Source organism: Bacillus sp. LJBS17 (genome assembly GCF_019334685.1).
Lineage (GTDB): Bacteria > Bacillota > Bacilli > Bacillales > Bacillaceae > Bacillus > Bacillus subtilis.
Map to the genome: position 1 here is coordinate 2,634,049 of NZ_CP079759.1, position 20,293 is coordinate 2,654,341.

A 20,293-nucleotide genomic window follows, 5' to 3' on the forward strand; every position below is an offset into this window, starting at 1 on the left:
TGTCAGTAGACAGAATCTGCAAAATGCTAGTTGATCTCCTCACTATAAAGTTAGATAAAAAATTTAATGGTGATGGTGGTCACGCGGCTTCTCCATTTTGGGCTGACAAAGGATCGCATTGTCGTGATTATGCGCTTCAGTTTCCATTTGAATGGTTACGTGCGTAATGCCTTTATGCTCAAGTTCATGTTCAATTTTGCGTAAAATATTTTCACTTTCTGAAATGGTCAGTTGATCGTCCACAACTGCATGGCAAGAAAGAGCATTCAATCCGCTTGTGATAGACCATATGTGTAAATCATGAATGTTTTGAATTCCCTCTGTCCCTTCAATTGTACGAATGATATCAGAGACATCGATATTTTCTGGAGTTCCTTCCATTAAGATGTGAATGGAATCTTTAGTCACATTGTAACCGCTTCTTAGAACAAGAATAGCCACAATGATACTAGCCAATGGATCTGCCCAGCCCCATCCAAAGAAGATGATAAGTATGGCAGCTAAAATGGCACCTACAGAGCCGAGCATATCGCTTATTACATGTAAATAAGCTCCTCTTATATTCAGATTATTCTTTGTATCTCCGCCACTCATCATAATCCAAGCGACCAATAGATTCACAACTAACCCGATGATACTAATTGTAAGCATGCCGGTTGTTGCTACTTCTGGTGGATTAGAGAAGCGTTCGATTGCTTCATAAATGATATAAAGAGAAATAAGAATTAAGGCAGCACCGTTTATCACAGCTGCAAGAATCTCAAATCGTTTATAGCCGAATGTCTTATTGTGATTTGCCTTTTTTTCAGCTAATGTAAAAGCAATCAGGGCAACCATTAATGAAATTGAATCACTCAGCATATGGCCTGCATCAGATAAAAGCGCCAGACTATTTGTTAAAAATCCACCTATAGCTTCTATAATCATATAACCTGTAATCATGATAAAAGAGATCAATAAAACCTTTTTATTTGCTCCTTCATTATGATTGTGACTATGATTGTGACCCATAAAAAACTCCTCCTTAACTAAAGTTTTTAATACATATGTATTTATTATTTCAAATCTGTTATGAAGCATTCTAACATGATGTAAATAATATTTATATATGAGCATGTGTTCATATATAAATATATCTGCTCTTTACTGAAATGTCAAAATATTTTTATAGAAATCCACAATACCTCCTTAATTATTCTCTTATAAACATAAAAAAGCGGAGCAAACCCATGGTTTGCTCCGCTAACCTAGTTTCTCTATCCTTTTCTTCAATCAAGCATTTGAGGGTAGTATTCAACTACAATTTACCTGTTAAAAATTGGGCCTCCCCAAGTCCAAAACTCCAGTCAGCATTATCATTTTCAACAATAGATACAATTAAATCAGTTGATGCGATACCACACTCAGATTCCAGTCTTTCGGCTAACAGCCTGTAAAATTTTTGTTTCTTCTCTTCCGGTCGGGATTTACTTGTAACTGAAAGTGAACTTAAGCCGGCAAATTTAGAAAATTTCGTGCAGAATGAAGGAACTCTTGATCAATTACCGGATGTTCTTCCTACCTTACAAAGAGGCGAAGCAAGAGGAAGGATGATTGTAAATTTGGTTGAACACATTTAATAAGCAATGCAACCGGCGAACAAGCACTTTGTCCTTCCTGCAGATCTGAGTGATATTGCTGTTGATTGATCAACTTGTTTTTGTTCGGAATATACTCAGTATATAGCCGCATATTCCCCCTGTAATAGCTGGAATGAGCCACCCCAGCCCTATGTTATACATAGGAAGAATCTGAGAGAAAATATGATTCACAACTTCAATTTTTATTCCCGCCTCCTTCAAACCGTCAAATAAGCTGATGATGAATGCGAATAATAAACTGCCTTGATACACTTCTGTCTTCCCTTTAAATACAGGATGCAAAAACGTTAAAAATATTAAGGAAATCGCGATAGGATACATCGTCAGTAAGACAGGCATTGACACCTTAATGAGCTGGGTTAATCCTATATTTGCGACAAGTGTACTAAACACTGATAAAACGACAGCAATTTTTTTATAAGAAATGTTCGGAAATAATTCATGAAAAAATGAAGAACACGCTGTGATCAGTCCGACACTTGTCGTCAGACACGCCACTGTAATCATTAAGCCCAATAAGATTGAACCATAAGATCCAAAATAATAGGATGAAACCTTAGCCAAGACCTCTGCTCCATTTTCTAAAATCCCCAGTTCTTCAACGCTGGAAGCCCCCATATAGGAAAGGGCTGTATACATAACTGCTAAGAGTACAGCTGCAATCGCGGCTGCTTTTGCACAAACACCCATCAGCTGTTTTTTGGTAGAAGCTCCTTGTTCTTTCAATGCATTCACGATGATAATTCCAAAAACAAATGCTACAAGAGCATCCAGAGTAAGGTATCCTTCCTGAAATCCTTTAAAAAACGCTTGTGATGTGTACCCTTTTGATGGTGCTTGAATGGTTCCAATTGGGCGAATAAGAGCTACCACTACAAGCAATCCGATAAATGTCAGCTTAATTGGCGTCAAAAATTTTCCAACTATATCAATGATTTTTGAAGGATTAAGTGATAACAAGCATGCCAATCCGAAAAATAATATTGTAAATATGATCAATGAGACAGGGCCTGCATCATTTGATAAAAAAGGTTTTACCCCAATTTCAAACGATACGTTTCCTGATCTCGGGATAGCGAAAAAAGGCCCGATTGCCAAATAGAGAATCGTCGTAAATACAATGCCAAACACCGGGTGAACACGGCTGGCTAACGACTGTAAGTTTTGTTTACCCGAAAAAACAAATGCTGTTATAGCCAGTAATGGCAATCCAACTCCGGTCACTAAGAAACCTGCATTAGCGATCCATACATTTTTTCCAGCCATTTGACCAAGCATAGGCGGAAAAATGAGATTTCCTGCTCCAAAAAACAATGCAAATAGCATTAATCCTATAATGATGATATAGGAAGCAGACACTTTTTTTGACATTATATAGCCTCCGATTAAAGTAGACACTTCTTGAATAGCCAGGAAACATTACAGATGCTATTTGCACTGGCGCAGTGTTGATTCCAAAATAAGTTTGTGTCAGTTTTATATATTTTTATCAAGTTCAATAAAAGCATGATCATTTTGATAGTTTCCGATATCGGTTAAAAAACCAATTGCACCAAAACCATATAAACAACGGTTCCCCCCGCTATGGAAAGAAGCATATTTTTCTTCCACAAGTGAAGCAGTACAACTGCAGCTGCCCCAACCAATTCAGGAATGCCATGACTTCCAGAAAGCAGACTCACATCTTTTAAACAATAAATGACCAAAAGCCCGATTACCGCTGATGGCAGCACTTTACCAAGATACTGTACATATTTCGGTGTCGGTTTGCCAGACGGGAAAATCATGAATGGAAGGAACCTTGTCAGCATTGTTCCAAGCACGACCATTGCAATGGTGATCATTTGCTGCGTCATCGTCATCGTCATACGGAAACCTCAGCTTTCTCCAATGGTTTTCTCAGAACAGTCAGTACCCCTAAAATGGCGAGCATAGCAGGAATAATAAATTGGTTTCCGCCAAAAATGATAAGACAGGCTACTGAAAGTCCAAGTCCTGTGAGAGCACTGTAATGCTTTTTTTCTTTCATCCATTGTTCTATGAATATCACAATAAACAGAGCAGTCATCACAAAATCAAGCCCTTCGGTATTAAATTTCACGTACGACCCAAAAATACCTCCTATCGCTGCCCCCGCGACCCAATATAAATGATTAAGCAGTGTCACAAAAAACATAAACCAGCCCTTGTCAACATTCGCCGGAACATTAGCGGTATAATTGATAGAAAATGATTCATCGCACATTCCGAAAATCAGATAGAGCTTTTTCTTTCCAGTCCCTCTGTACTTATCCAACATGGAAATTCCATAAAACAAATGCCGGGCATTGACCATTAACGTCAAAAAAAGAGCATTCATAGGGTTGAACGCACCAAGTAAAAAATTCGCTGCAACAAACTCCATTGAGCCCGCAAATATCATAAAACTCATGATGATTGGATAGATTGCGCTAAATCCCAAAGAATGCATAAAGATTCCATAAGCTATCCCCAAAAATAAAAACCCCGCAAAAATCGGAATTGTATATGGGAATGCAGAACGAAATGCAGCCCATATTTGACCTCTCTTATTCATATGAGTGTTTATAGCAGGAGAGCTTAAATGTAACGATTCTTTATTTTTATTCAAATCAACAACCTCCTACATTTCATCAATTGGCACACTGACAGTTCTTTTTTCTGTACTCATGACTATGCTTGTGTCAACTCCACTAATAGCAGGGTTCTGCATTAATGAATCAATGATAAAATTCCGATAACTCTCCATGTCCTTCGCCACAATCTTAAGCATATAGTCATGGCTTCCTGTAAGTGTGTAGCATTCTTGAACCTGTGGGAATTTGTTTATATCCTCTAAAAATGAATGAATTGTCTCCCTATTTAAGGGTGATAAGTTGATGAGAGCTAGTGCTGTGACTTCGATTCCAAGTTTTTTCTCATCAACAATAGTCGTAAACTTTTTAATTATACCTGCTTCTACTAGGTTCTTTGTTCTTGCAAGGCAAGCTGATGGTGAAAGCCCAATTTTCTTAGATAAATTTAAATTTGATATTGAAGCATCTTCCTGCAATTCTCTTAAAATGGCCTTATCAGTTTCATCAAGCATAATACTCATTTGATAACCCCCAATACAACTTAACAGAATTATATTTCATCCAATTTAAATAATAACGAATTTTTATTCGTTAATCAAATATTATTTAAATTTAAATCCTTTTAAAATATTATTCACAGAATAAAATTATCCTCGAGATTAACTCATAATTAAATTAACTTACATCAGAAAGAAGTCATGGGACTTGTGTGACTTGATACCAACATCATAAGAAACTTATCAGAAGCCAAAAAGTTATTGCGGTCTCAACGAAATTTTAATTTGTGGTGCCCTATTGCCTTTTTCTGCGAACGAAAACTGTTAAAATTCACAAAACAGAAAGTCTACTCTATTATTATTTTAAACTCGTCCTCTAATTCCTCTTGAGCCTCTAGTAAAACTTCTAATACATCATCAGCGTATGAACCTAAAAACTTTTTACTAAACTCAAAATTTATCAAGACTAAAGTGAGCGGCAAATCCACCCACCCTGTCAGGCAATCCCATAAAGCGTCTAAATTTCTCCCATAGTAGTTTGGGAAGTCTAATTTATCTTTTAAAACATCATGTAAAACTTCTATATTTTCAAAGTCTCTTCCATCTATCATTATTTTTCTCATTAGAAACAATGCCCTCCATTATTTTATCTTAACAAACGTTTACTATGTAACAGCTGTTTGTCCAAATGAGGCTGAAAACAAATAAAAAACACCGATAGGGGGAAACTATTGGTGTTTGCAAGACATTTTCATGCCCGGTAGGCATAAATAATGCTAAACTTTGTTTTTGAAAAGCTATCATATCAAATTTTTATGTTACAGCTTTACTATCGTTTAATCTAATTGAGGAGTAAAACGAGTATGTTTGAAAATCACATATCCCCCAAAAATTAAAAACTGAGCGGCAATTCTTCGAGTGCTCTCATCAGAAAATTCCCTTTCCATTTCATTTGTTCCTTTTCGCCTTTTAACTGTATATTTGGACAGCGGCGTAATAAGGTGGAAATCGCAATCTTGGCTTCTAAGCGGGCTAACTGTGCACCAAGGCAAAAATGATTGCCATGGCCAAAATCAATATGGCGGTTGTTCTTTCTTTCAATATCAAATATGTCGGCATTTGGAAATATCTTCTCATCACGGTTTGCTGATGCTAAAGAAATGATGATCACATCTTTCCGTTTAATCTCCTGTCCATGCAGTATAAACGGTTCAGCCGTCCAGCGAATTGTCGTTAGCTCAACAGGGCTGTGAAACCGCAATGCTTCTTCTATGGCTGAATTCATCAAGTCTGGCTGCTGGCGGAGCTTTTCAAATTGATCACCGTGACACATCAGAGCATATGTCATATTGGTGATTAAGTTTACGGTTGTTTCATGACCTGCAACGATAAGCAGCATAATCATCGAGTACAATTCTTCTGTACTTAATTGTGTGCCTTCACTTTCCGCTTGAATTAATGCACTGATTAAATCTCCTGCAGGTTCTCTCCTTTTTTTGCGAACTAAGGATTCCAGATATTCAACAAACTCCCCTAACAAGTGGTCATTCTCCTGAAGTCTTTCAGGGGCATCTGAAAAATCAATAATTGCTTGCGACCACACTCTGAATTTTTGACGATCTTCCAAGGGAATGCCGAGCATTTCACTTATCACGATAATCGGCAAAGGAAACGCATAATCGTCTACTAGGTTCATGAATTTGTTGGGCTGCACTTTATCCAATAAAGAATCTGCGATATGCTGGATTTTGTCTTCCAACTGCAAAATCATCCGATGCGTAAATGCTTTTTGAACAAGAGTTCGCAAGCGGTTGTGATCAGGGGGATCTGAATTAAGCATATGTTTTGTTAAAGACTCTTCATTCTTCAATAGAGCAGGACGTTTTTCTTTTGCGGTAAATACATTTTCATAGTTTTTCTTTAATTTTTCATTCTTTAATAAATGTATTGCATCATCATATCTCGATATGAGCCAGCCTTTCCCCAGAGCTCCTAAAGATAATGGGTAGAGAGGCTGTGATTTTCGCAATTCTTTATAAAATTCATACGCTTCATCTTTAAATGCTCTCGAAGACAATTGACTTTCCGTCAAAATGGTTACACTATTTTTTTCTTTTGAAGACATTCATTCGACCTCCATCTTTATGAAAGGTTAAGATAATCTTTAAATATAAAATCAATACGATTTGTAAAATGATCTATTGAGACCAGCATTCGTGATAAGGGCCAAGATGCCGCCCCGCATTTTGAAATAAAAGATATGAGACAGTCATTAATCATTTTGCTGCCCAAACTCTTTCCCTGATAAGATGGCGAAACTCCTAATACTTCTAAATACCATGCCGGCTCTTATAAAGATTTGGAAGATTTTTCAGCCTCATTAGTCACCGCCAACATGTTCAATACTGAGGATCCCCCATTTTGTTATCCCCCCTGCTGCTATATAATCGATCAAGTTAATGTCTGGTTTATCACAATGTTTTAATAGAGCAGCAACAACCATTTCACCATTCTGAATGTCAACAAAAAAGAAATGCTTTTTAAAATATGCTCTTGTCAGTACTTTATGCATTTCAAAAATCTTTTTTTTCGCGTTTTACGAGTAAATCCATAAAAGAATATTAATTGAAAAATTCATGGAGTAGCTTTGCCACTTTGCTTCATTCATCTGCCCTTGCTTGTCGATAAAGAAACATTGATACATCTCCTCTGAGCAGTAAAGCAGGAAATCGAATTAAAGCGCCCTTCCTATTGGAAAGGCGCCTGCCGTTTTACTGTGCCAAAATGTTTTTCATCAGTGAGTTTTTATAAAATCATTTATTAATTGATCAGTTGTCAATATTGTGGCAAATTCATCATGCAATGTAGCTAGAGATATATTATGAATAGTCGCCGCATCATAATATGTATCATTTTGGTCTCTCATTCCGAAGGCTGCTGTTGCATCTGAAATCAGGTATGTATCAAACCCTAAATTACCACTCATTCTTGTGGTGGTTGATACACAGTGAGGCGTGGTTAAACCAGTTATGACTACAGTGTTTATTTCATTTAATTTTAAGAATTCTTCTAAATTCGTACCAATAAAGCTGCTATTTACTGTCTTGGTTATAATGACTTCTTCATCCATAGGCTTAACTATTTCCTTTATCGCAAACCCTTCATTCTTTGGATGGAATAAAGAATGAGGTTTATCAGAAGTGTGTTGTATGTGTATGACTGTCCATCCTTTTTCTCTCCATAATTTTAGTATTTTACTAATGTTTTCTTCCGCCTTTACGTTATTCCGTTCCCCCCATTTTTTATCATCGAAGGCTTTTTGTACATCCACAATGATTAAAGCTTTTTTCTTTTCTTCCACAAGATACCCTCCTATGTAGAATTTCTATTTATTACTACATTCTAAATACAAATTTTACTTTTGTACAATTGTTTAATGATGAATTTCAACTGACCGCCTTCTTTATTGGAAAATGCGTTCTAAACTGCAACTGTGCCCAAGCCGTTAACCTTCAATAATCTAATCTGAGAATCACTGGCTCTACAGAGAATGATAAAAAGCACTCTAATAACGAGTGCCGATATGAAAAACTATTGATTTAGAAGCCATTTGATACGCTCAGCTGAAAAGATGTAGTGGAGTATTATTAGACATAAAAAGACAATACCAACTGGTTTTAAATGACTAAAATAAAGCGCTGCAACAGCCATTGCAAAGATCAATAATTCAATAACTAACCTTGTTACCCCGTTTACAGCTATTACAGTTTGTCCACTTCGACTAGGATCATTAGGTACTGCAAATACAGACCAGACAATCATAACTGCAATAGGTAAAACCCAAGTTAAAACATATTTAAAATAACCATTAAAGCTTATCCAAGCAAACACCCCTAAGGAGATTAGTGCAGCGATTTCAAGGGTGAATCTTAAAAGTAAATTAGTCTGATTCAGTTTTTCCAACTCCTCTATAAAAAACACCCCCGTAGGAGATGCTCTTTCTCTGCTTTATTTCAGCGTATAAAAACTTTTCTGTTCTTCCTCTTTAGATTTTATTGTAGTTTTCGGCGAGATTACCTCTACTTTTGAAGAGATGATACCGACTGCTGCTGTTACCAATGCTCCGATAATAGAACGATGATAAGTATAATGAAATATGACAACTTTTCCCCTCCTATCCAGTTAATTATCCAAGTAATCAGGAAGTTGTCTACAATTTGCAGAATTTGTCGAACGAAGTAAAGATTATACCTGGGAGGCTTTACTCATTGTATGAATTACAGTAATACACTACCTTCCCTTTTGAGAAAACGTTCCCCTCTTGTATCCATTTGTTGCAACTTAGCTAGACTCTTCCAATAGGCTTCCTTTTGGCGCAGCTGCTTCTAGTCGAAATTGAGCAACACCTGAATGTTTGATTGGAATTTCTGAACCATAGAGTAGCCTCCGCAATCGATGAACCTCAATAATATGGTTCTCCTAAGTTGTGAATAATATCTACTCAATTCATCTTTTCATATATTGAATATCTCTCAATCCCTCTTTATCATTTTTTTCAATCAATTGAAAATTTATGATGAAAATACTTTTTTTTCTTGTTAGTTGCGTTATAATACTTGAGTAACAGATAAAAAGGAGGAAAAAATATGAAGAAAGTTTTATTGACAATACTTACTTTCAGTCTACTTATTTCTTTATTTGCTATTGATGGCAGTGAAGTCAAAGCAAAAGAAGTAGAAAGTGCGCATCTCCAAAAATCAACAATTAATGGTTTAGATAAAATTGTTGATAAAAACGGCAAAAAACTTATAACTGAGGAAGAGTTATTAGAATTATTTAATTCAAGCGATTTTAGTCCAAATTCAACAAACCAAGTAAATTATTTCTATACTAATATTGATAACAAAACAACCATTTTAAAGTTAAATTTAGTTGTACATAACAACAAATTAACTTCAGTATCTTTAACAGATACCGAAGAACAATCAGCGACAATTACAACAGCAGTTACAAATCAAGAAAAGGCATCGCCACAGTTTCAAATGCTTAGAAAGGTGCCAAAACCTAAACCGAAGCCTAAGCCGAAAAAACCAAAAATCACTAAAGATGTTCCATATAAAAAGAATGGTGGTACAATTAAAAAAGATTTTATAAGTGAACATGCGTATAAAAGACACAAGTATGACGCAAGCCGAAAATCTACAAGTAATAGAACTCAATATGGAAAAGATGTAGATGTCGCTGAACTGAGAAGATTAACGATGACACAGCCCGATCAAGCTTGGTCTTCTCGTGACAAAGGTGGTCCATGGCGGACATTCTATAGAAAGCAATTTAATAAAAATATAAGCACAAAAGACACTTCTACGACTCATCATCGTGTCATTATTAATACAGCAGACAGTAGTAAAAATACACAATTTCCGTTATCCTTTAAGAACTAAAACATTCATTAGCGGGGAGCTAACCATGATTGAAAAATATACAACTGAAGTTTCTTTAGACTTTTTTAATGGTGACGAGACAGATTTAAAGGATACAATTGAGGAAATTAGACTTTTTGCAAAGACATATGAGAACGATAAAGTAACCGTCCTAAGTGTTATTGAAGACGAATCTTCAAAGGGAAAAAACTATAAGGTCCTTTTACAGCACGAAAGAGATACAGATAATCTAGGACGTAAATATGAATATGATGAAGAAAAACTATTTGGTTTCTTTGAAGATGAAGAATAGTTAACACCCTTAAAACGAATTCAAAAAAACCCCACTTTTAAAAGCGGGGTTTTTAAAGCAAATGTATTCCCTGTCTAGAAAGTTGTTGTGCAGAAGAGAACATATAAGTTCTTAGAAAAATACTTACCCAACTTAGTATCAATGGTAGAATTCCCACCAATATGACGTTTTTTGTACCCATTTCTGATATAAATAACCCGCCTACAGCTGAACCAATTGTTGTTCCTATGTTACAGGATGATATAAATAAGCCATTTGCGAAATCAGGAGCTTCAAGGGCTGAAGGTGCAATCAAATATTAATTAATATTAGCCATTGATAGTGCCGTTTCGTTTGAAATGGCGATGGCATTCTTGTTTGGAATAAAAATGATTCGAATATGTTCTTATCATTGGTAAACGCACAAAAAAAGAACATGTTTTGAATAGAGAATGATCAAAACATCTTCTAATATGTTGTCATAGCGTAACATTTTTATAAAAAGGTTGATTACATTTTCGGGGCTTCCAAACCAAATTTGGTCCATTCTTCTTTTGCTGGACCATAAATACCTGGAACAGTTAAACCTGCTTGTCTCATGAGAACAGTCATTTGTCCTCGGTGGTGATTTTGATGTTGAATCAAAAACATCAAAAGTGAGCCGTTAGGCATTTGTTGTCCAATAAAGTTGATACGTTCTTGAAGTGTATGGTCAGTCCATTGGGTTTTTAATGCCTGTACAAATGCATTACTGGCTTGATGATAGCTGTCAGCTATAAACTGAGCAGAAGTTGGAACAGGATAATCTTCAGCTGGGGCTTGGAACGTTAAGTCTGTGTTTGAGGTAATGATGCCAATGGCAGCAACAGTATGCCAAGCAATACGGCCTAGAGTCCAATTTTGTGAAGTTATTTCTTGTTTAAGTGATTCATCAGTCAGACTATTTAATAGTTTCTGTGTAGCATCTGCTTCGAACTCCCAAGATTTCAAAAAATGGTCTAAGGTCTGAAACACAAAAATCCTCCTTTTCAATCTTTTGTTTTTCAATGTGCTTATAGGTTAATTATAATGCCTCGTTTCGTTAAAAATATCAAAAATTTCGGACAAAAATAATCTATAGTAAAGTGCGTAGACATTCTTAAACGTTACGATTTTCGCATCTTTTTACAAACATGGTGACGACTTGGTCTACATCGTCAGCGAGAATCAAATATCATATGAAGACAATCCTATATTCTTAACTTTACTGAGCAATAAATACCTTCCGTATACTTAGTGATGCCTTCATCGTAATCAGGATACTGATATGCAAGACCTTCTGATACAGCTTTTGAATACTTTCTAAATAATGCATAGCAAGTAAATAAAGATTTCCACATTTCCTGATACCCATTCACAGAATATGTAGACATGAGTTCCTCCCATTCTTTATTTGAAAGGTACCGTTTCATAAATTTATAGTTCTTCCCCATACTAAATGAATACCCTTTCTGAGATGCGATATGCCAGGCCATCATTCTCAATAAATTAGGACGTACAATTTCATTTAAATGATCAATGGCAAAAAGGATTTCATTTCTTGCTAGTCCTTTTACTACGTATGTCGAAACCATCCAGAACTCATTACAGCAATCATCAAATTCCCTTGCAGTCGGCTTTTTCATCCAGTATTGGCGATCATTTGGGGTCACTTTATAGTTGATGAACGAATCCTTATCGAGCAAGACCTGAACCAAACCATCGTTATTAGCAAAATAATCTTCTGCTTCACGAATTGGAATAAGGGTTAGATCTAATTTGTTGCCATCCTCAAAAAGAATGATGTATGAAAACCAATTACCTAATTCGGGAGGAAAAAGCTCCATATCTTCTGGTTTTTGCATCATAATGCGCTTCCCAAAGATTTCGAGCCACTGATCATTTTCTTTAAAAGAATCTACATCAGTTACAAAATACGAGATGTCATAATCTTGGAAGTTGTCAGGAGGGATATTTCTGTTTGTACGCGACCCTTCCAAAGTGACCAATCGGATTCTCTCATCGTTCAAAGCAAAGTTCAAAAAAATGTCCATCATTTCCTGCTCACTTCGCATCGCATGTACTTCCGTTTCAGCCTTATTCTAACTGTAAAACCGAATATTGATCTGTACGTCTTATAGATTTTTTCACTCTTGAATGTGATGTATTCTTCTAAGCTTTATTTTACATGATGTTCTCCTATATATCATTCAAAATTAAGATGCAAGACATCTCAAAATCAGATATCAACTATGAGGGACTACATGAATATTCAGTTTTTTGTAGAGCCGCCATGGGACGACACTAACTTTGACACACTTTAATCTCCCCTGCTTTATCGACATGTTAACTGGTACGAGAGATTGACAAAAAGAAGGAAAACGATATATTTAAGCGAATACGAGTTTTTGAGTAAACTTAAAAATGACACTTTTTCAAAAGTCATGTCTTAACGGGGGGATTCGGTATGAATGAATTTATGAAGAAGTTTTCCTTAACAAAACCGATTATTCAAGCTCCAATGGCTGGCGGCATTACAAAGCCTCGACTGGCATCTGCTGTTTCAAATCAAGGGGCTCTTGGTAGTTTAGCATCGGGGTACCTTAAACCAGAACTGCTAGAACAACAAATAAAAGAAATGTTTGAGCTGACAGACGCTCCTTTTCAAATTAATGTGTTTGTTCCGCTAGGTCTAGAAATGCCGCCAGAAGACCAGGTTAAAAAGTGGAAAGCAAACATACCGTTAGCGAATCAAGCAAATCAATTCACACCTGTGCAAGAAGAGTGGGATGATTTCTATCAAAAAATTGATATGATTTTAAGATACAAGGTAAAGGCTTGCTCATTCACTTTTGATCTGCCGCCGGAAGACGCAGTCAAGGAGCTAAAAACTGCTGGATGCTGTTTAATTGGAACCGCTTCAACAGTGGAAGAAGCATTGTTAATGGAGGAACGGGGAATGGATATCGTCGTCCTTCAAGGAAGCGAAGCCGGTGGACATCGCGGAGCATTTTTACCTTCCAAAGGTGAATCTGCCATAGGTTTAATGGCTCTGATTCCACAAGCAGCAGATGCATTGAGTGTACCTGTCATAGCTGCTGGGGGAATGATAGACCACAGAGGAGTAAAAGCAGCTTTAACTCTTGGAGCCCAAGGCGTTCAAATTGGGTCTGCCTTTTTAATTTGTCACGAGAGCAGCGCACATCCAGTGCATAAACAGAAAATACTAGAGGCAAACGAAGCAGATACAAAGCTTACAACATTATTTTCAGGTAAAGAGGCCAGAGGAATCGTAAATAAATGGATGGAAGAAAAAGAACAGTTTGAGACACAAACCCTTCCGTACCCTTATCAAAATACACTAACGAAGGCAATGAGACAGAAGGCTTCACTTCAAAATAACCATGATCAGATGTCTTTATGGGCAGGTCAAGGGATACGGTCATTGACTGAGGAAATTTCGGTTAAGCAGCTTTTAAATCAGCTTTGCCAAGAGGATATAAAAATATAGGCGCACCTCATTGATAGAGCAAAAAGCAAACTTCGACAGGCAGTTTGCTTTTTTTCGTAATTTCATCCTCTGACTCTGGAAATCTAAATACTCCTACATTTTCAAAGCTAATTGATTCGGGTTATCAATCATCCCATTGATACGATGCGATCTTAATGATTTCACCACAACCACAATACATCACCAACATTTCGATCTTATCTCCTCTTCTCAAGTTTTGCTATCTATTCGAAAAATCGATAGCTCCCATATTAAATTCGAATAGTAAAATGGTTGTTTTTCGTTTGATTCAGATGATATAAAGTCATATGATAAAAAAAGAATGAGACAGAAAGCGTGAGAAGTGATGAAAATAGGATTTTTTGATTCTGGAATTGGTGGCATGACTGTATTGTATGAGGCCATAAAAGTTCTTCCTAATGAAGATTACATTTTTTATGCAGATACGGTAAACGTTCCATACGGTGAAAAATCAAAGGGAAAAGTTAAAGAATATATTTTTAATGCAGCTGAATTTTTGGCCAGTCAAAATATCAAAGCTCTTGTTATTGCGTGTAATACCGCTACTAGCATTGCGATAGAGGATCTTCGGAGAAATTTCGACTTTCCGATAATCGGAATCGAACCCGCTGTAAAGCCTGCTATAAATAAATGTACAGAGGAAAGAAAAAGAGTTCTGGTAGTTGCTACTCATTTGACGCTTAAAGAAGAGAAATTTCATCATCTAGTTAAAGAAATTGATCACCATGACCTTGTTGATTACTTAGCGCTTCCAGGACTAGTTGAATTTGCTGAGAACTTTGATTTTGGTGAAGACAAGATCATTAAATATCTAGAGAACGAACTAGCTTCTTTTGATTTGAAACAATATGGAACGATTGTGTTAGGATGCACACATTTTCCCTTTTTCAAAAACAGTTTTGAAAAACTGTTTGGGATAAAAGTTGATATTATTTCAGGCAGTGTCGGTACTGCAAAACAGTTGAAAAAAGTTCTTACAGATCGTAATCAGCTTGGTAAAGGATCGGGCTCAATCACCTTTTTCAATTCTGGCCATAAAATTGTGGACCAAGAAGTCATATCAAAGTACAAAAGATTGTTTGAAATATTAGATGAAAATCAAAGGAGTCATGTTGGACATTGAATGTAAGGGGCTCTGGTTATAAACAATTTTTCAGTAAATTTACAAAAGGGAGAAGTATGAATTCGGGTTTGTTATCCAATGTAAATGAAAAAGACAATCTCCTGAAGAGAAACATGAACTAAGAAGCGGGCTTAAAAAGCCCACTTTTTTTCTAACAAACAATTGAGTTATACACACATATCTGATTACAGTGTTTTCTCTCTTTCCCCTCTTATTTCTACCCCCTCTCTATAGCTTTTCTATTTCAATAAAACACAAGTCTCGATTGAAAAGTTATCGTAACATTTACACTTCACAGGACATTTTTCGAGATTAGAAATCGACCGTTTGCCAGATGCACAAAGTCATAATGTGTAAATTCTGTATCTATGTGCATGTTTATTATGGAATTATTTTCATAATGTTTTATAATACAAGATGATAGCGTTTTCTAATTATAATGATAGGGGGAAATAATGATGATGAAAAAAGGTCTGCTTGCGGGTGCGCTTACGGCAACCGTGCTTTTTGGCACATGTGCAGTAGATGTGCCGGGTATTATTAGTCCAAAAACCGCAGAAGCTGCATCACAGCTAACTGATGGAATCGGCGGGAGGGCTTACTTGAACAGTAATGGTGCCATTCTTGTTACGAAAATCCAGCTTCCTAGCTCCACTCAGGTTTCAAATGGGACAGCCTACATCTACTCTGGTTTTAGCGGAGGCACAGAATCCGATATTGGGCTTCAGTACAGTGATAAATATAATGTATGGAAACCATATATGAAAGTTGGTTCAAAAGGACAGGATCAGGTTCAGTACCTCGAAGGAGGAAGCCAATTCACGAATACGAAAGGCTTCCGTCCCGGCAGCACCGTACAACTTACCATTTACAAAAACCTTAACGGCAATACCCGCGCTACATACTGGGGCACGAACAATGCCGGATACAACGGCCGTCTCATCTCAGAAATCAGCAAAACAAATGTCGGCTCCATCTCAAAATGGAAAGCGCTCGCTACAGTTGCAACAACAGGGTCACGCCAATCTATCAAATCAAATTTTTCAACATCTTTTACAAACATCACCATCGACAACAAAGCAATAACACCTGTAATTGATACACAAGACTTCGCTAAAGTAACAGTCTCAGGCAACAGTGTCAGTTTGTCCGTTGTGAAAAATTAAAACATGTTGAGCAACCAGTGCGGCAATTGGCTTAAAAGGGGCTTTAAAAGGCCCTTTTTTCATTTCGATTTAACAGTTAGCTTTGGTTCATGCCGTCTAAGAAGCAGCCTGCCGGCAGCTAGACAGCCAGCTGATTGTACGGGAAACCCGCTAACACTTATTATGGTCGAAGGCGGTTCTTTTTAAAACGAATCACTTGTCTGTGTTCACCTTCTTTTCAGCTACATACTACGTGATAAGCGCGGAAAAAATTAAGGTTCCCCTTTACATTCTCTTCATTTGTTTTTTACAGTTGTCTACTATGCATACCACTCTCTTAAGGGATAAAAGTCATTGGACGGGCATCTCTTCTAATCAATCTTCTTTTGCTTTCATTCCCCTCTGATTTCCGTAGGATTAGTAAGCACAGAGGCTTTTAGTTCCCGATTACAGGAACATTTTGAGGAATAATTATTTTGCCCTTCAAATCTGAAAGGTATATAATAAATATACTTGTATGACAATTGAAAGGAATGATTTTTATTAAATTCAATCCTGTTTCCAATAAAAAATTATACATACAAATTTATAATCAGATCCTTTCGGAAATTCAGTTAGGTTCTTTTAAAGTAGGTGATAAACTGCCTTCAGAAAGGGAATTATGTGAGCAGTTTGGTGTCAGCCGCGCGCCGGTTAGGCAGGCTTTGAGTGCCTTGGAAATGAATGGGGTCATTTATTCTCGCCAGGGAGAAGGTGTGTTTGTTAAGAATACCACAATAACCAATGGGATTTCTGCTTCCATGGAGTCAGCATCTCCGGAAGATATTGTGGAGGCAAGAATGCACTTTGAGCCTTTAATTATAAAATTTGCGGCTTTGAGAGCGACTGACGATGATATTCAGGAGCTTAGGAAGACAATAAAAAAAATGGAAGAAGAAACGATGTCTGGTGTGTACGTTCCTGAAACTGACGAACAATTGCATATGGGGATTGCGAAAGCATCACATAATGATTTATTTATTACCTTCATGTCCGCTATCACAAATGCTATGAAGCAGCAGGAAATGTGGCGGTTTATTCGTGACCGAACCGTTACTCGTTCAGAATACCGCGAAGTGAATTTTCAGGAACATAAACTGATTATTAAAGCAATTGAAGACCGTAACGAAAAAGAAGCTGTTGAGCGAATGACTGCCCACATGCAGAACTTATATGAACGATATTGGAAAAGCTAAACTCTGTTAGAAGAAGCCCTTTATTTAAAAAAATCTGGCGTATAGTGGCTATAATATGACCTCCATTTCTATACGCCTTTACCTACCTATTCTCCTTTTTGGTCTTCTGATCCTAAACATCTTTGACAAATACCATATAACACTTTAACACCTTCAGAACTATAAACTGTATCGATCACTTTTTCACACACCTGGCATACAATCGTATCTTGTTGCACTTTTGATTTCTGTACCATGGTTTTATTGCCTCCAATCATTTTTATTTCACAAATGCCCTCATCAAATCAAGGGCTTGATGGCCGCTTCCCCACAACGTCTGGCACGATAGTAATAGTGATTCGCGACTGTGACCACAGTTCATTCCTGGATCATCCTTTCGCTGATTAGCCTTAAATTTTTATGGACACTTTGCAAGATTTTGAGTTTTCTATATTCAAAAAATGACTGTCGTTATGAACATCACCCATTGGCTCTTAAACACAAACCTTTTCAACTAGACTTTTCAATGCTGGATTTATATGTGTCATTTTTTACTTTAAGCGCTTTTCCAGACTGTTTCACCAGAAATACAAGAATTAGAGAAGCTAGGATCATGCTTAAGCCTAAGAAAATCATACTTATATTAAAAGAACCTGTCATATCCTTAATATAACCGACAATGTATGGACCGAAAAATCCGCCAAGATTTCCGATACTGTTGATTAATGCTATCGCACCACCCGCTGCAGCTCCTGTTAAGAAAGAAGGCGGAATTGCCCAAAAAGGAGAATAGGCACCAAAAGCGCCGCATAACGCAATTGTTAAAAATACAAATGCTAATATAACACTTGAATTTGCTACATAGCTGCTAATGACCATTGCAACAGCACTGACAGTTAAACAAGCAGCTACGTGCCAGAGTCTTTCGTTTTTCTTGTCAGAATGATTTCCAACGAAAATCATAACCACCATAGCGCAGAAATACATAACGCCTAACAGCCAGCCCATCCCCTGTGTGCTTAGGGAAATCGTTTCAGATAATCCTTGTGAGATCGTCGGCAAGAACATATTAATGCCGTAATATCCAATCATCCAGCAAAAATAGCCGATCGATAGAATTAACACATCCCGATCTTTTAAGGCTTGAGCAAATGTATAGTGCTTTACCTGTTCTTTTTCCATCCTTTCTTTTGTTGTTACGTTAATAAGCCACCGCTTTTCATCTTTATTCAGCCATTTCACATCTTCGATTTTGTCATCTAGGTAAAAAAATGCAATTACACCAAGTATAAGTGCAGGAATCGCTTCTAAAATAAACAGCCACTGCCATCCAGATATATCAAGCCATTCAATTCCTAAGAGAAATGTAGAAAGCGGAGAACCCAATGCATTCGCCCCGGGGATGGCCAGCATAAATCCAGCAATTGCTTTAGCATGGTGTTTCGTTTGATAAAATCCACTCAAATAAAAGACCATACATGGATAAAAACTAGCTTCCGCAGCACCTAATAAAAACCGCGCAGTATAAAACTGCCATGGTTCTTGTACAAAAGCCATTAATATCGCGATGATGGCCCAAGTGATCATAATCCGGCTAATCCATTTTCTCGCCCCGATTTTTGTCATGATAGCACTACCCGGAACTTCTAAAATGAAATAACCAAGAAAGAAGATCCCTGCTCCCAGTCCAAATACAGCATTTGAAAACCCTAGATCCTCATTCATCTGGAGAGCTGCAAAACCGATATTAACTCGGTCTAAAATCGCGATAATAAAACATAAGAATAAAAATGGAATTAACCGGATTGTTACTTTACGAGTAGTTGAACGCTCTAATGCTAATTGATCCAAAAAGACTCCCCCTTAACCCTAGTTTTGTCCTTCTAGGTGCTGCCCTGTCCAAAGATAAAAACATCACATTTTCTTCAAAAACAGAAAGTTCTCCTCTTTTTGTTAAACGCTTACATTTTTCTCTTGTTTTGTTTCGTCTTTGATAGAAGAGGGTCAGGCATGCTTAACATACCTGCTCTGCATAGATCCACTAGTCCATGTGTGAACCGCCATTAATATCAATTTCTTCCCCTGTGATGTAGGCTGCTTCCTTAGTAGCCAAAAATGTAATTGCGGAGGCAATTTCTTCTGTTTCACCCGGGCGACCCATGGGGATATTATCAATGACTTTTTTCGCATCTTCTTCAGAAAGTGATTTCCAAATGTCGGTATTGATAAGGCCAGGCGCTACGCAATTCACAGTTATACCATCCTTCCCTACTTCACGGGCAAGGTTTTTAGAAAAGCCTAATACGGCTGCTTTGGAAGCGGAGTAATGGGCACCGCCAAAAACGCCGCCGCCCCTTTTTGCAGATACAGAAGAAAGATTGATAATACGGCCATATTGCTGCTTTTTCATTGTTTCTAAAACGGCTTGTGTGCACAAGAACAGTCCAAACATATTGACGTTGAATACTCTTGTCATATCTTCCAATGTCATATCCTGTACCGTTACTTTTTGAGAAATTCCTGCGTTATTCACTAAAATATCAATGCGCCCGAACTCTTCAAGTGTTTTGGCTATCATATGGTCAACTGATTCTTTATTCGTTACATTAACTTCTACACCAACCGCTCTCCCTCCGCTTTCTGTGATAGCTTCTACTGTTTTTAGAATACCTGTCTGATTCATATCTGCTACTACAATTGAAGCTCCCTGTTTGGCAAGAGTTAATGCAATGGTTCTGCCGATTCCTTTTTCAGACCCACTTCCTGTCACGATAGCTACCTGATCATTTAATGTAAACATGGCGTTCTCCCACTT

At 37.1% G+C, this 20,293-nt stretch carries 21 protein-coding genes and 1 pseudogene; 6 read left to right on the forward strand and 16 right to left on the reverse strand.

Features of this window, described 5'->3' with window-relative positions; all coding sequences use genetic code 11:
- Nucleotides 1–63: 63 nt before the first annotated feature.
- The 11 genes and pseudogenes from czcD to KXZ66_RS13730 all read right to left on the reverse strand — a co-directional run bounded on the left by czcD (nucleotide 64) and on the right by KXZ66_RS13730 (nucleotide 8,694).
- On the reverse strand, nucleotides 64–1,011 hold the full coding sequence (gene czcD / locus KXZ66_RS13680; RefSeq protein ID WP_021480165.1) for a CDF family zinc transporter CzcD: 948 nt from the start codon (nucleotides 1,009–1,011) through the stop codon (nucleotides 64–66).
- Between the two features lie 286 nt (nucleotides 1,012–1,297).
- Nucleotides 1,298–1,492: pseudogene (locus KXZ66_RS13685) on the reverse strand (tautomerase family protein); the annotation flags it as partial.
- Between the two features lie 196 nt (nucleotides 1,493–1,688).
- A complete protein-coding gene (gene brnQ, locus KXZ66_RS13690; protein ID WP_021480166.1) occupies nucleotides 1,689–3,011 on the reverse strand; it encodes a branched-chain amino acid transport system II carrier protein in 1,323 nt (440 codons plus the stop codon).
- 164 nt (nucleotides 3,012–3,175) lie between these two features.
- Nucleotides 3,176–3,508, reverse strand: a complete 333-nt coding sequence (gene azlD / locus KXZ66_RS13695) for a branched-chain amino acid transporter AzlD (protein WP_003245988.1) — start codon at nucleotides 3,506–3,508, stop codon at nucleotides 3,176–3,178.
- Entirely contained in the window at nucleotides 3,505–4,269 is a 765-nt protein-coding gene (azlC, locus tag KXZ66_RS13700; RefSeq protein WP_038829683.1) for an azaleucine resistance protein AzlC, read from the reverse strand. The genes azlD and azlC overlap by 4 nt, the downstream gene beginning before the upstream one ends.
- Before the next feature lie 12 nt (nucleotides 4,270–4,281).
- Complete coding sequence (gene azlB, locus KXZ66_RS13705; RefSeq protein ID WP_021480168.1) at nucleotides 4,282–4,755, reverse strand: azlBCD operon transcriptional regulator AzlB; 474 nt, start codon at nucleotides 4,753–4,755, stop codon at nucleotides 4,282–4,284.
- 323 nt (nucleotides 4,756–5,078) lie between these two features.
- Nucleotides 5,079–5,354, reverse strand: a complete 276-nt coding sequence (locus tag KXZ66_RS13710; RefSeq protein ID WP_017697606.1) for a barstar family protein — start codon at nucleotides 5,352–5,354, stop codon at nucleotides 5,079–5,081.
- Nucleotides 5,355–5,623: 269 nt separating this feature from the next.
- Nucleotides 5,624–6,856: a cytochrome P450 family protein gene (locus tag KXZ66_RS13715; protein WP_151870137.1), complete on the reverse strand. Its 1,233-nt coding sequence runs from the start codon at nucleotides 6,854–6,856 to the stop codon at nucleotides 5,624–5,626.
- Nucleotides 6,857–7,111: 255 nt separating this feature from the next.
- Entirely contained in the window at nucleotides 7,112–7,303 is a 192-nt protein-coding gene (locus tag KXZ66_RS13720) for a hypothetical protein (protein ID WP_162531634.1), read from the reverse strand.
- Nucleotides 7,304–7,525: 222 nt separating this feature from the next.
- A complete protein-coding gene (locus tag KXZ66_RS13725) occupies nucleotides 7,526–8,092 on the reverse strand; it encodes a cysteine hydrolase family protein (protein ID WP_041850108.1) in 567 nt (188 codons plus the stop codon).
- 230 nt (nucleotides 8,093–8,322) lie between these two features.
- Nucleotides 8,323–8,694: a YrdB family protein gene (locus tag KXZ66_RS13730; protein ID WP_072174161.1), complete on the reverse strand. Its 372-nt coding sequence runs from the start codon at nucleotides 8,692–8,694 to the stop codon at nucleotides 8,323–8,325.
- Between the two features lie 683 nt (nucleotides 8,695–9,377).
- Here KXZ66_RS13730 and KXZ66_RS13735 point away from each other — a divergent pair.
- On the forward strand, nucleotides 9,378–10,175 hold the full coding sequence (locus KXZ66_RS13735) for a hypothetical protein (RefSeq protein WP_049141110.1): 798 nt from the start codon (nucleotides 9,378–9,380) through the stop codon (nucleotides 10,173–10,175).
- 25 nt (nucleotides 10,176–10,200) lie between these two features.
- Nucleotides 10,201–10,467: a hypothetical protein gene (locus KXZ66_RS13740; RefSeq protein WP_049141109.1), complete on the forward strand. Its 267-nt coding sequence runs from the start codon at nucleotides 10,201–10,203 to the stop codon at nucleotides 10,465–10,467.
- A 489-nt stretch (nucleotides 10,468–10,956) separates the two neighbouring features.
- Here the strand turns inward: KXZ66_RS13740 and KXZ66_RS13745 are convergent, their stop codons facing one another.
- Both KXZ66_RS13745 and aadK read right to left on the reverse strand, forming a co-directional pair.
- Complete coding sequence (locus KXZ66_RS13745) at nucleotides 10,957–11,460, reverse strand: DinB family protein (RefSeq protein ID WP_049141108.1); 504 nt, start codon at nucleotides 11,458–11,460, stop codon at nucleotides 10,957–10,959.
- Nucleotides 11,461–11,675: 215 nt separating this feature from the next.
- Nucleotides 11,676–12,539 carry an aminoglycoside 6-adenylyltransferase AadK gene (gene aadK, locus KXZ66_RS13750; RefSeq protein WP_049141107.1) on the reverse strand — a complete coding sequence of 288 codons (864 nt, stop codon included), beginning with the start codon at nucleotides 12,537–12,539 and terminating at the stop codon, nucleotides 11,676–11,678.
- Between the two features lie 392 nt (nucleotides 12,540–12,931).
- Here aadK and KXZ66_RS13755 point away from each other — a divergent pair, with 392 nt between their 5' ends.
- The 4 genes from KXZ66_RS13755 to KXZ66_RS13770 all read left to right on the forward strand — a co-directional run bounded on the left by KXZ66_RS13755 (nucleotide 12,932) and on the right by KXZ66_RS13770 (nucleotide 17,499).
- Nucleotides 12,932–13,975, forward strand: coding sequence for a nitronate monooxygenase (locus tag KXZ66_RS13755; RefSeq protein ID WP_049141106.1), 1,044 nt, complete (start codon nucleotides 12,932–12,934; stop codon nucleotides 13,973–13,975).
- Nucleotides 13,976–14,321: 346 nt separating this feature from the next.
- Nucleotides 14,322–15,119 (forward strand): glutamate racemase, encoded by a 798-nt coding sequence (murI, locus tag KXZ66_RS13760; protein ID WP_128740591.1) that lies wholly within the window; start codon nucleotides 14,322–14,324, stop codon nucleotides 15,117–15,119.
- Between the two features lie 458 nt (nucleotides 15,120–15,577).
- The gene (locus KXZ66_RS13765) at nucleotides 15,578–16,285 is read left to right on the forward strand and encodes a YrpD family protein (RefSeq protein WP_032726255.1); all 708 of its coding nucleotides are present in this window, start codon (nucleotides 15,578–15,580) and stop codon (nucleotides 16,283–16,285) included.
- A gap of 512 nt (nucleotides 16,286–16,797) precedes the next feature.
- Nucleotides 16,798–17,499 carry a FadR/GntR family transcriptional regulator gene (locus tag KXZ66_RS13770; protein WP_049141124.1) on the forward strand — a complete coding sequence of 234 codons (702 nt, stop codon included), beginning with the start codon at nucleotides 16,798–16,800 and terminating at the stop codon, nucleotides 17,497–17,499.
- An 86-nt stretch (nucleotides 17,500–17,585) separates the two neighbouring features.
- Here KXZ66_RS13770 and KXZ66_RS13775 read toward each other — a convergent pair whose 3' ends face one another.
- The 3 genes from KXZ66_RS13775 to KXZ66_RS13785 form a co-directional block, all read right to left on the reverse strand.
- Nucleotides 17,586–17,735 (reverse strand): GapA-binding peptide SR1P, encoded by a 150-nt coding sequence (locus KXZ66_RS13775; protein WP_106610757.1) that lies wholly within the window; start codon nucleotides 17,733–17,735, stop codon nucleotides 17,586–17,588.
- Nucleotides 17,736–17,988: 253 nt separating this feature from the next.
- A complete protein-coding gene (locus KXZ66_RS13780; protein WP_014664742.1) occupies nucleotides 17,989–19,329 on the reverse strand; it encodes an MFS transporter in 1,341 nt (446 codons plus the stop codon).
- Between the two features lie 190 nt (nucleotides 19,330–19,519).
- Nucleotides 19,520–20,278 carry an SDR family NAD(P)-dependent oxidoreductase gene (locus KXZ66_RS13785; RefSeq protein WP_049141104.1) on the reverse strand — a complete coding sequence of 253 codons (759 nt, stop codon included), beginning with the start codon at nucleotides 20,276–20,278 and terminating at the stop codon, nucleotides 19,520–19,522.
- Nucleotides 20,279–20,293: the final 15 nt, after the last annotated feature.

What these genes read in the sequence shown, in the direction of transcription:
- KXZ66_RS13735 (WP_049141110.1), top strand. Translation starts at nt 9,378, where the DNA reads ATGAAGAAAGTTTTATTGACAATACTTACTTTCAGTCTACTTATTTCT.
- brnQ (WP_021480166.1), bottom strand. Translation starts at nt 3,011, where the DNA reads ATGTCAAAAAAAGTGTCTGCTTCCTATATCATCATTATAGGATTAATG.
- murI (WP_128740591.1), top strand. Translation starts at nt 14,322, where the DNA reads ATGAAAATAGGATTTTTTGATTCTGGAATTGGTGGCATGACTGTATTG.
- KXZ66_RS13720 (WP_162531634.1), bottom strand. Translation starts at nt 7,303, where the DNA reads ATGCATAAAGTACTGACAAGAGCATATTTTAAAAAGCATTTCTTTTTT.
- KXZ66_RS13770 (WP_049141124.1), top strand. Translation starts at nt 16,798, where the DNA reads ATGATTTTTATTAAATTCAATCCTGTTTCCAATAAAAAATTATACATA.
- KXZ66_RS13765 (WP_032726255.1), top strand. Translation starts at nt 15,578, where the DNA reads ATGATGAAAAAAGGTCTGCTTGCGGGTGCGCTTACGGCAACCGTGCTT.
- czcD (WP_021480165.1), bottom strand. Translation starts at nt 1,011, where the DNA reads ATGGGTCACAATCATAGTCACAATCATAATGAAGGAGCAAATAAAAAG.
- KXZ66_RS13715 (WP_151870137.1), bottom strand. Translation starts at nt 6,856, where the DNA reads ATGTCTTCAAAAGAAAAAAATAGTGTAACCATTTTGACGGAAAGTCAA.
- azlB (WP_021480168.1), bottom strand. Translation starts at nt 4,755, where the DNA reads ATGAGTATTATGCTTGATGAAACTGATAAGGCCATTTTAAGAGAATTG.
- KXZ66_RS13740 (WP_049141109.1), top strand. Translation starts at nt 10,201, where the DNA reads ATGATTGAAAAATATACAACTGAAGTTTCTTTAGACTTTTTTAATGGT.
- azlD (WP_003245988.1), bottom strand. Translation starts at nt 3,508, where the DNA reads ATGACGATGACGATGACGCAGCAAATGATCACCATTGCAATGGTCGTG.
- KXZ66_RS13775 (WP_106610757.1), bottom strand. Translation starts at nt 17,735, where the DNA reads ATGGTACAGAAATCAAAAGTGCAACAAGATACGATTGTATGCCAGGTG.
- aadK (WP_049141107.1), bottom strand. Translation starts at nt 12,539, where the DNA reads ATGCGAAGTGAGCAGGAAATGATGGACATTTTTTTGAACTTTGCTTTG.
- KXZ66_RS13710 (WP_017697606.1), bottom strand. Translation starts at nt 5,354, where the DNA reads ATGAGAAAAATAATGATAGATGGAAGAGACTTTGAAAATATAGAAGTT.
- KXZ66_RS13785 (WP_049141104.1), bottom strand. Translation starts at nt 20,278, where the DNA reads ATGTTTACATTAAATGATCAGGTAGCTATCGTGACAGGAAGTGGGTCT.
- KXZ66_RS13755 (WP_049141106.1), top strand. Translation starts at nt 12,932, where the DNA reads ATGAATGAATTTATGAAGAAGTTTTCCTTAACAAAACCGATTATTCAA.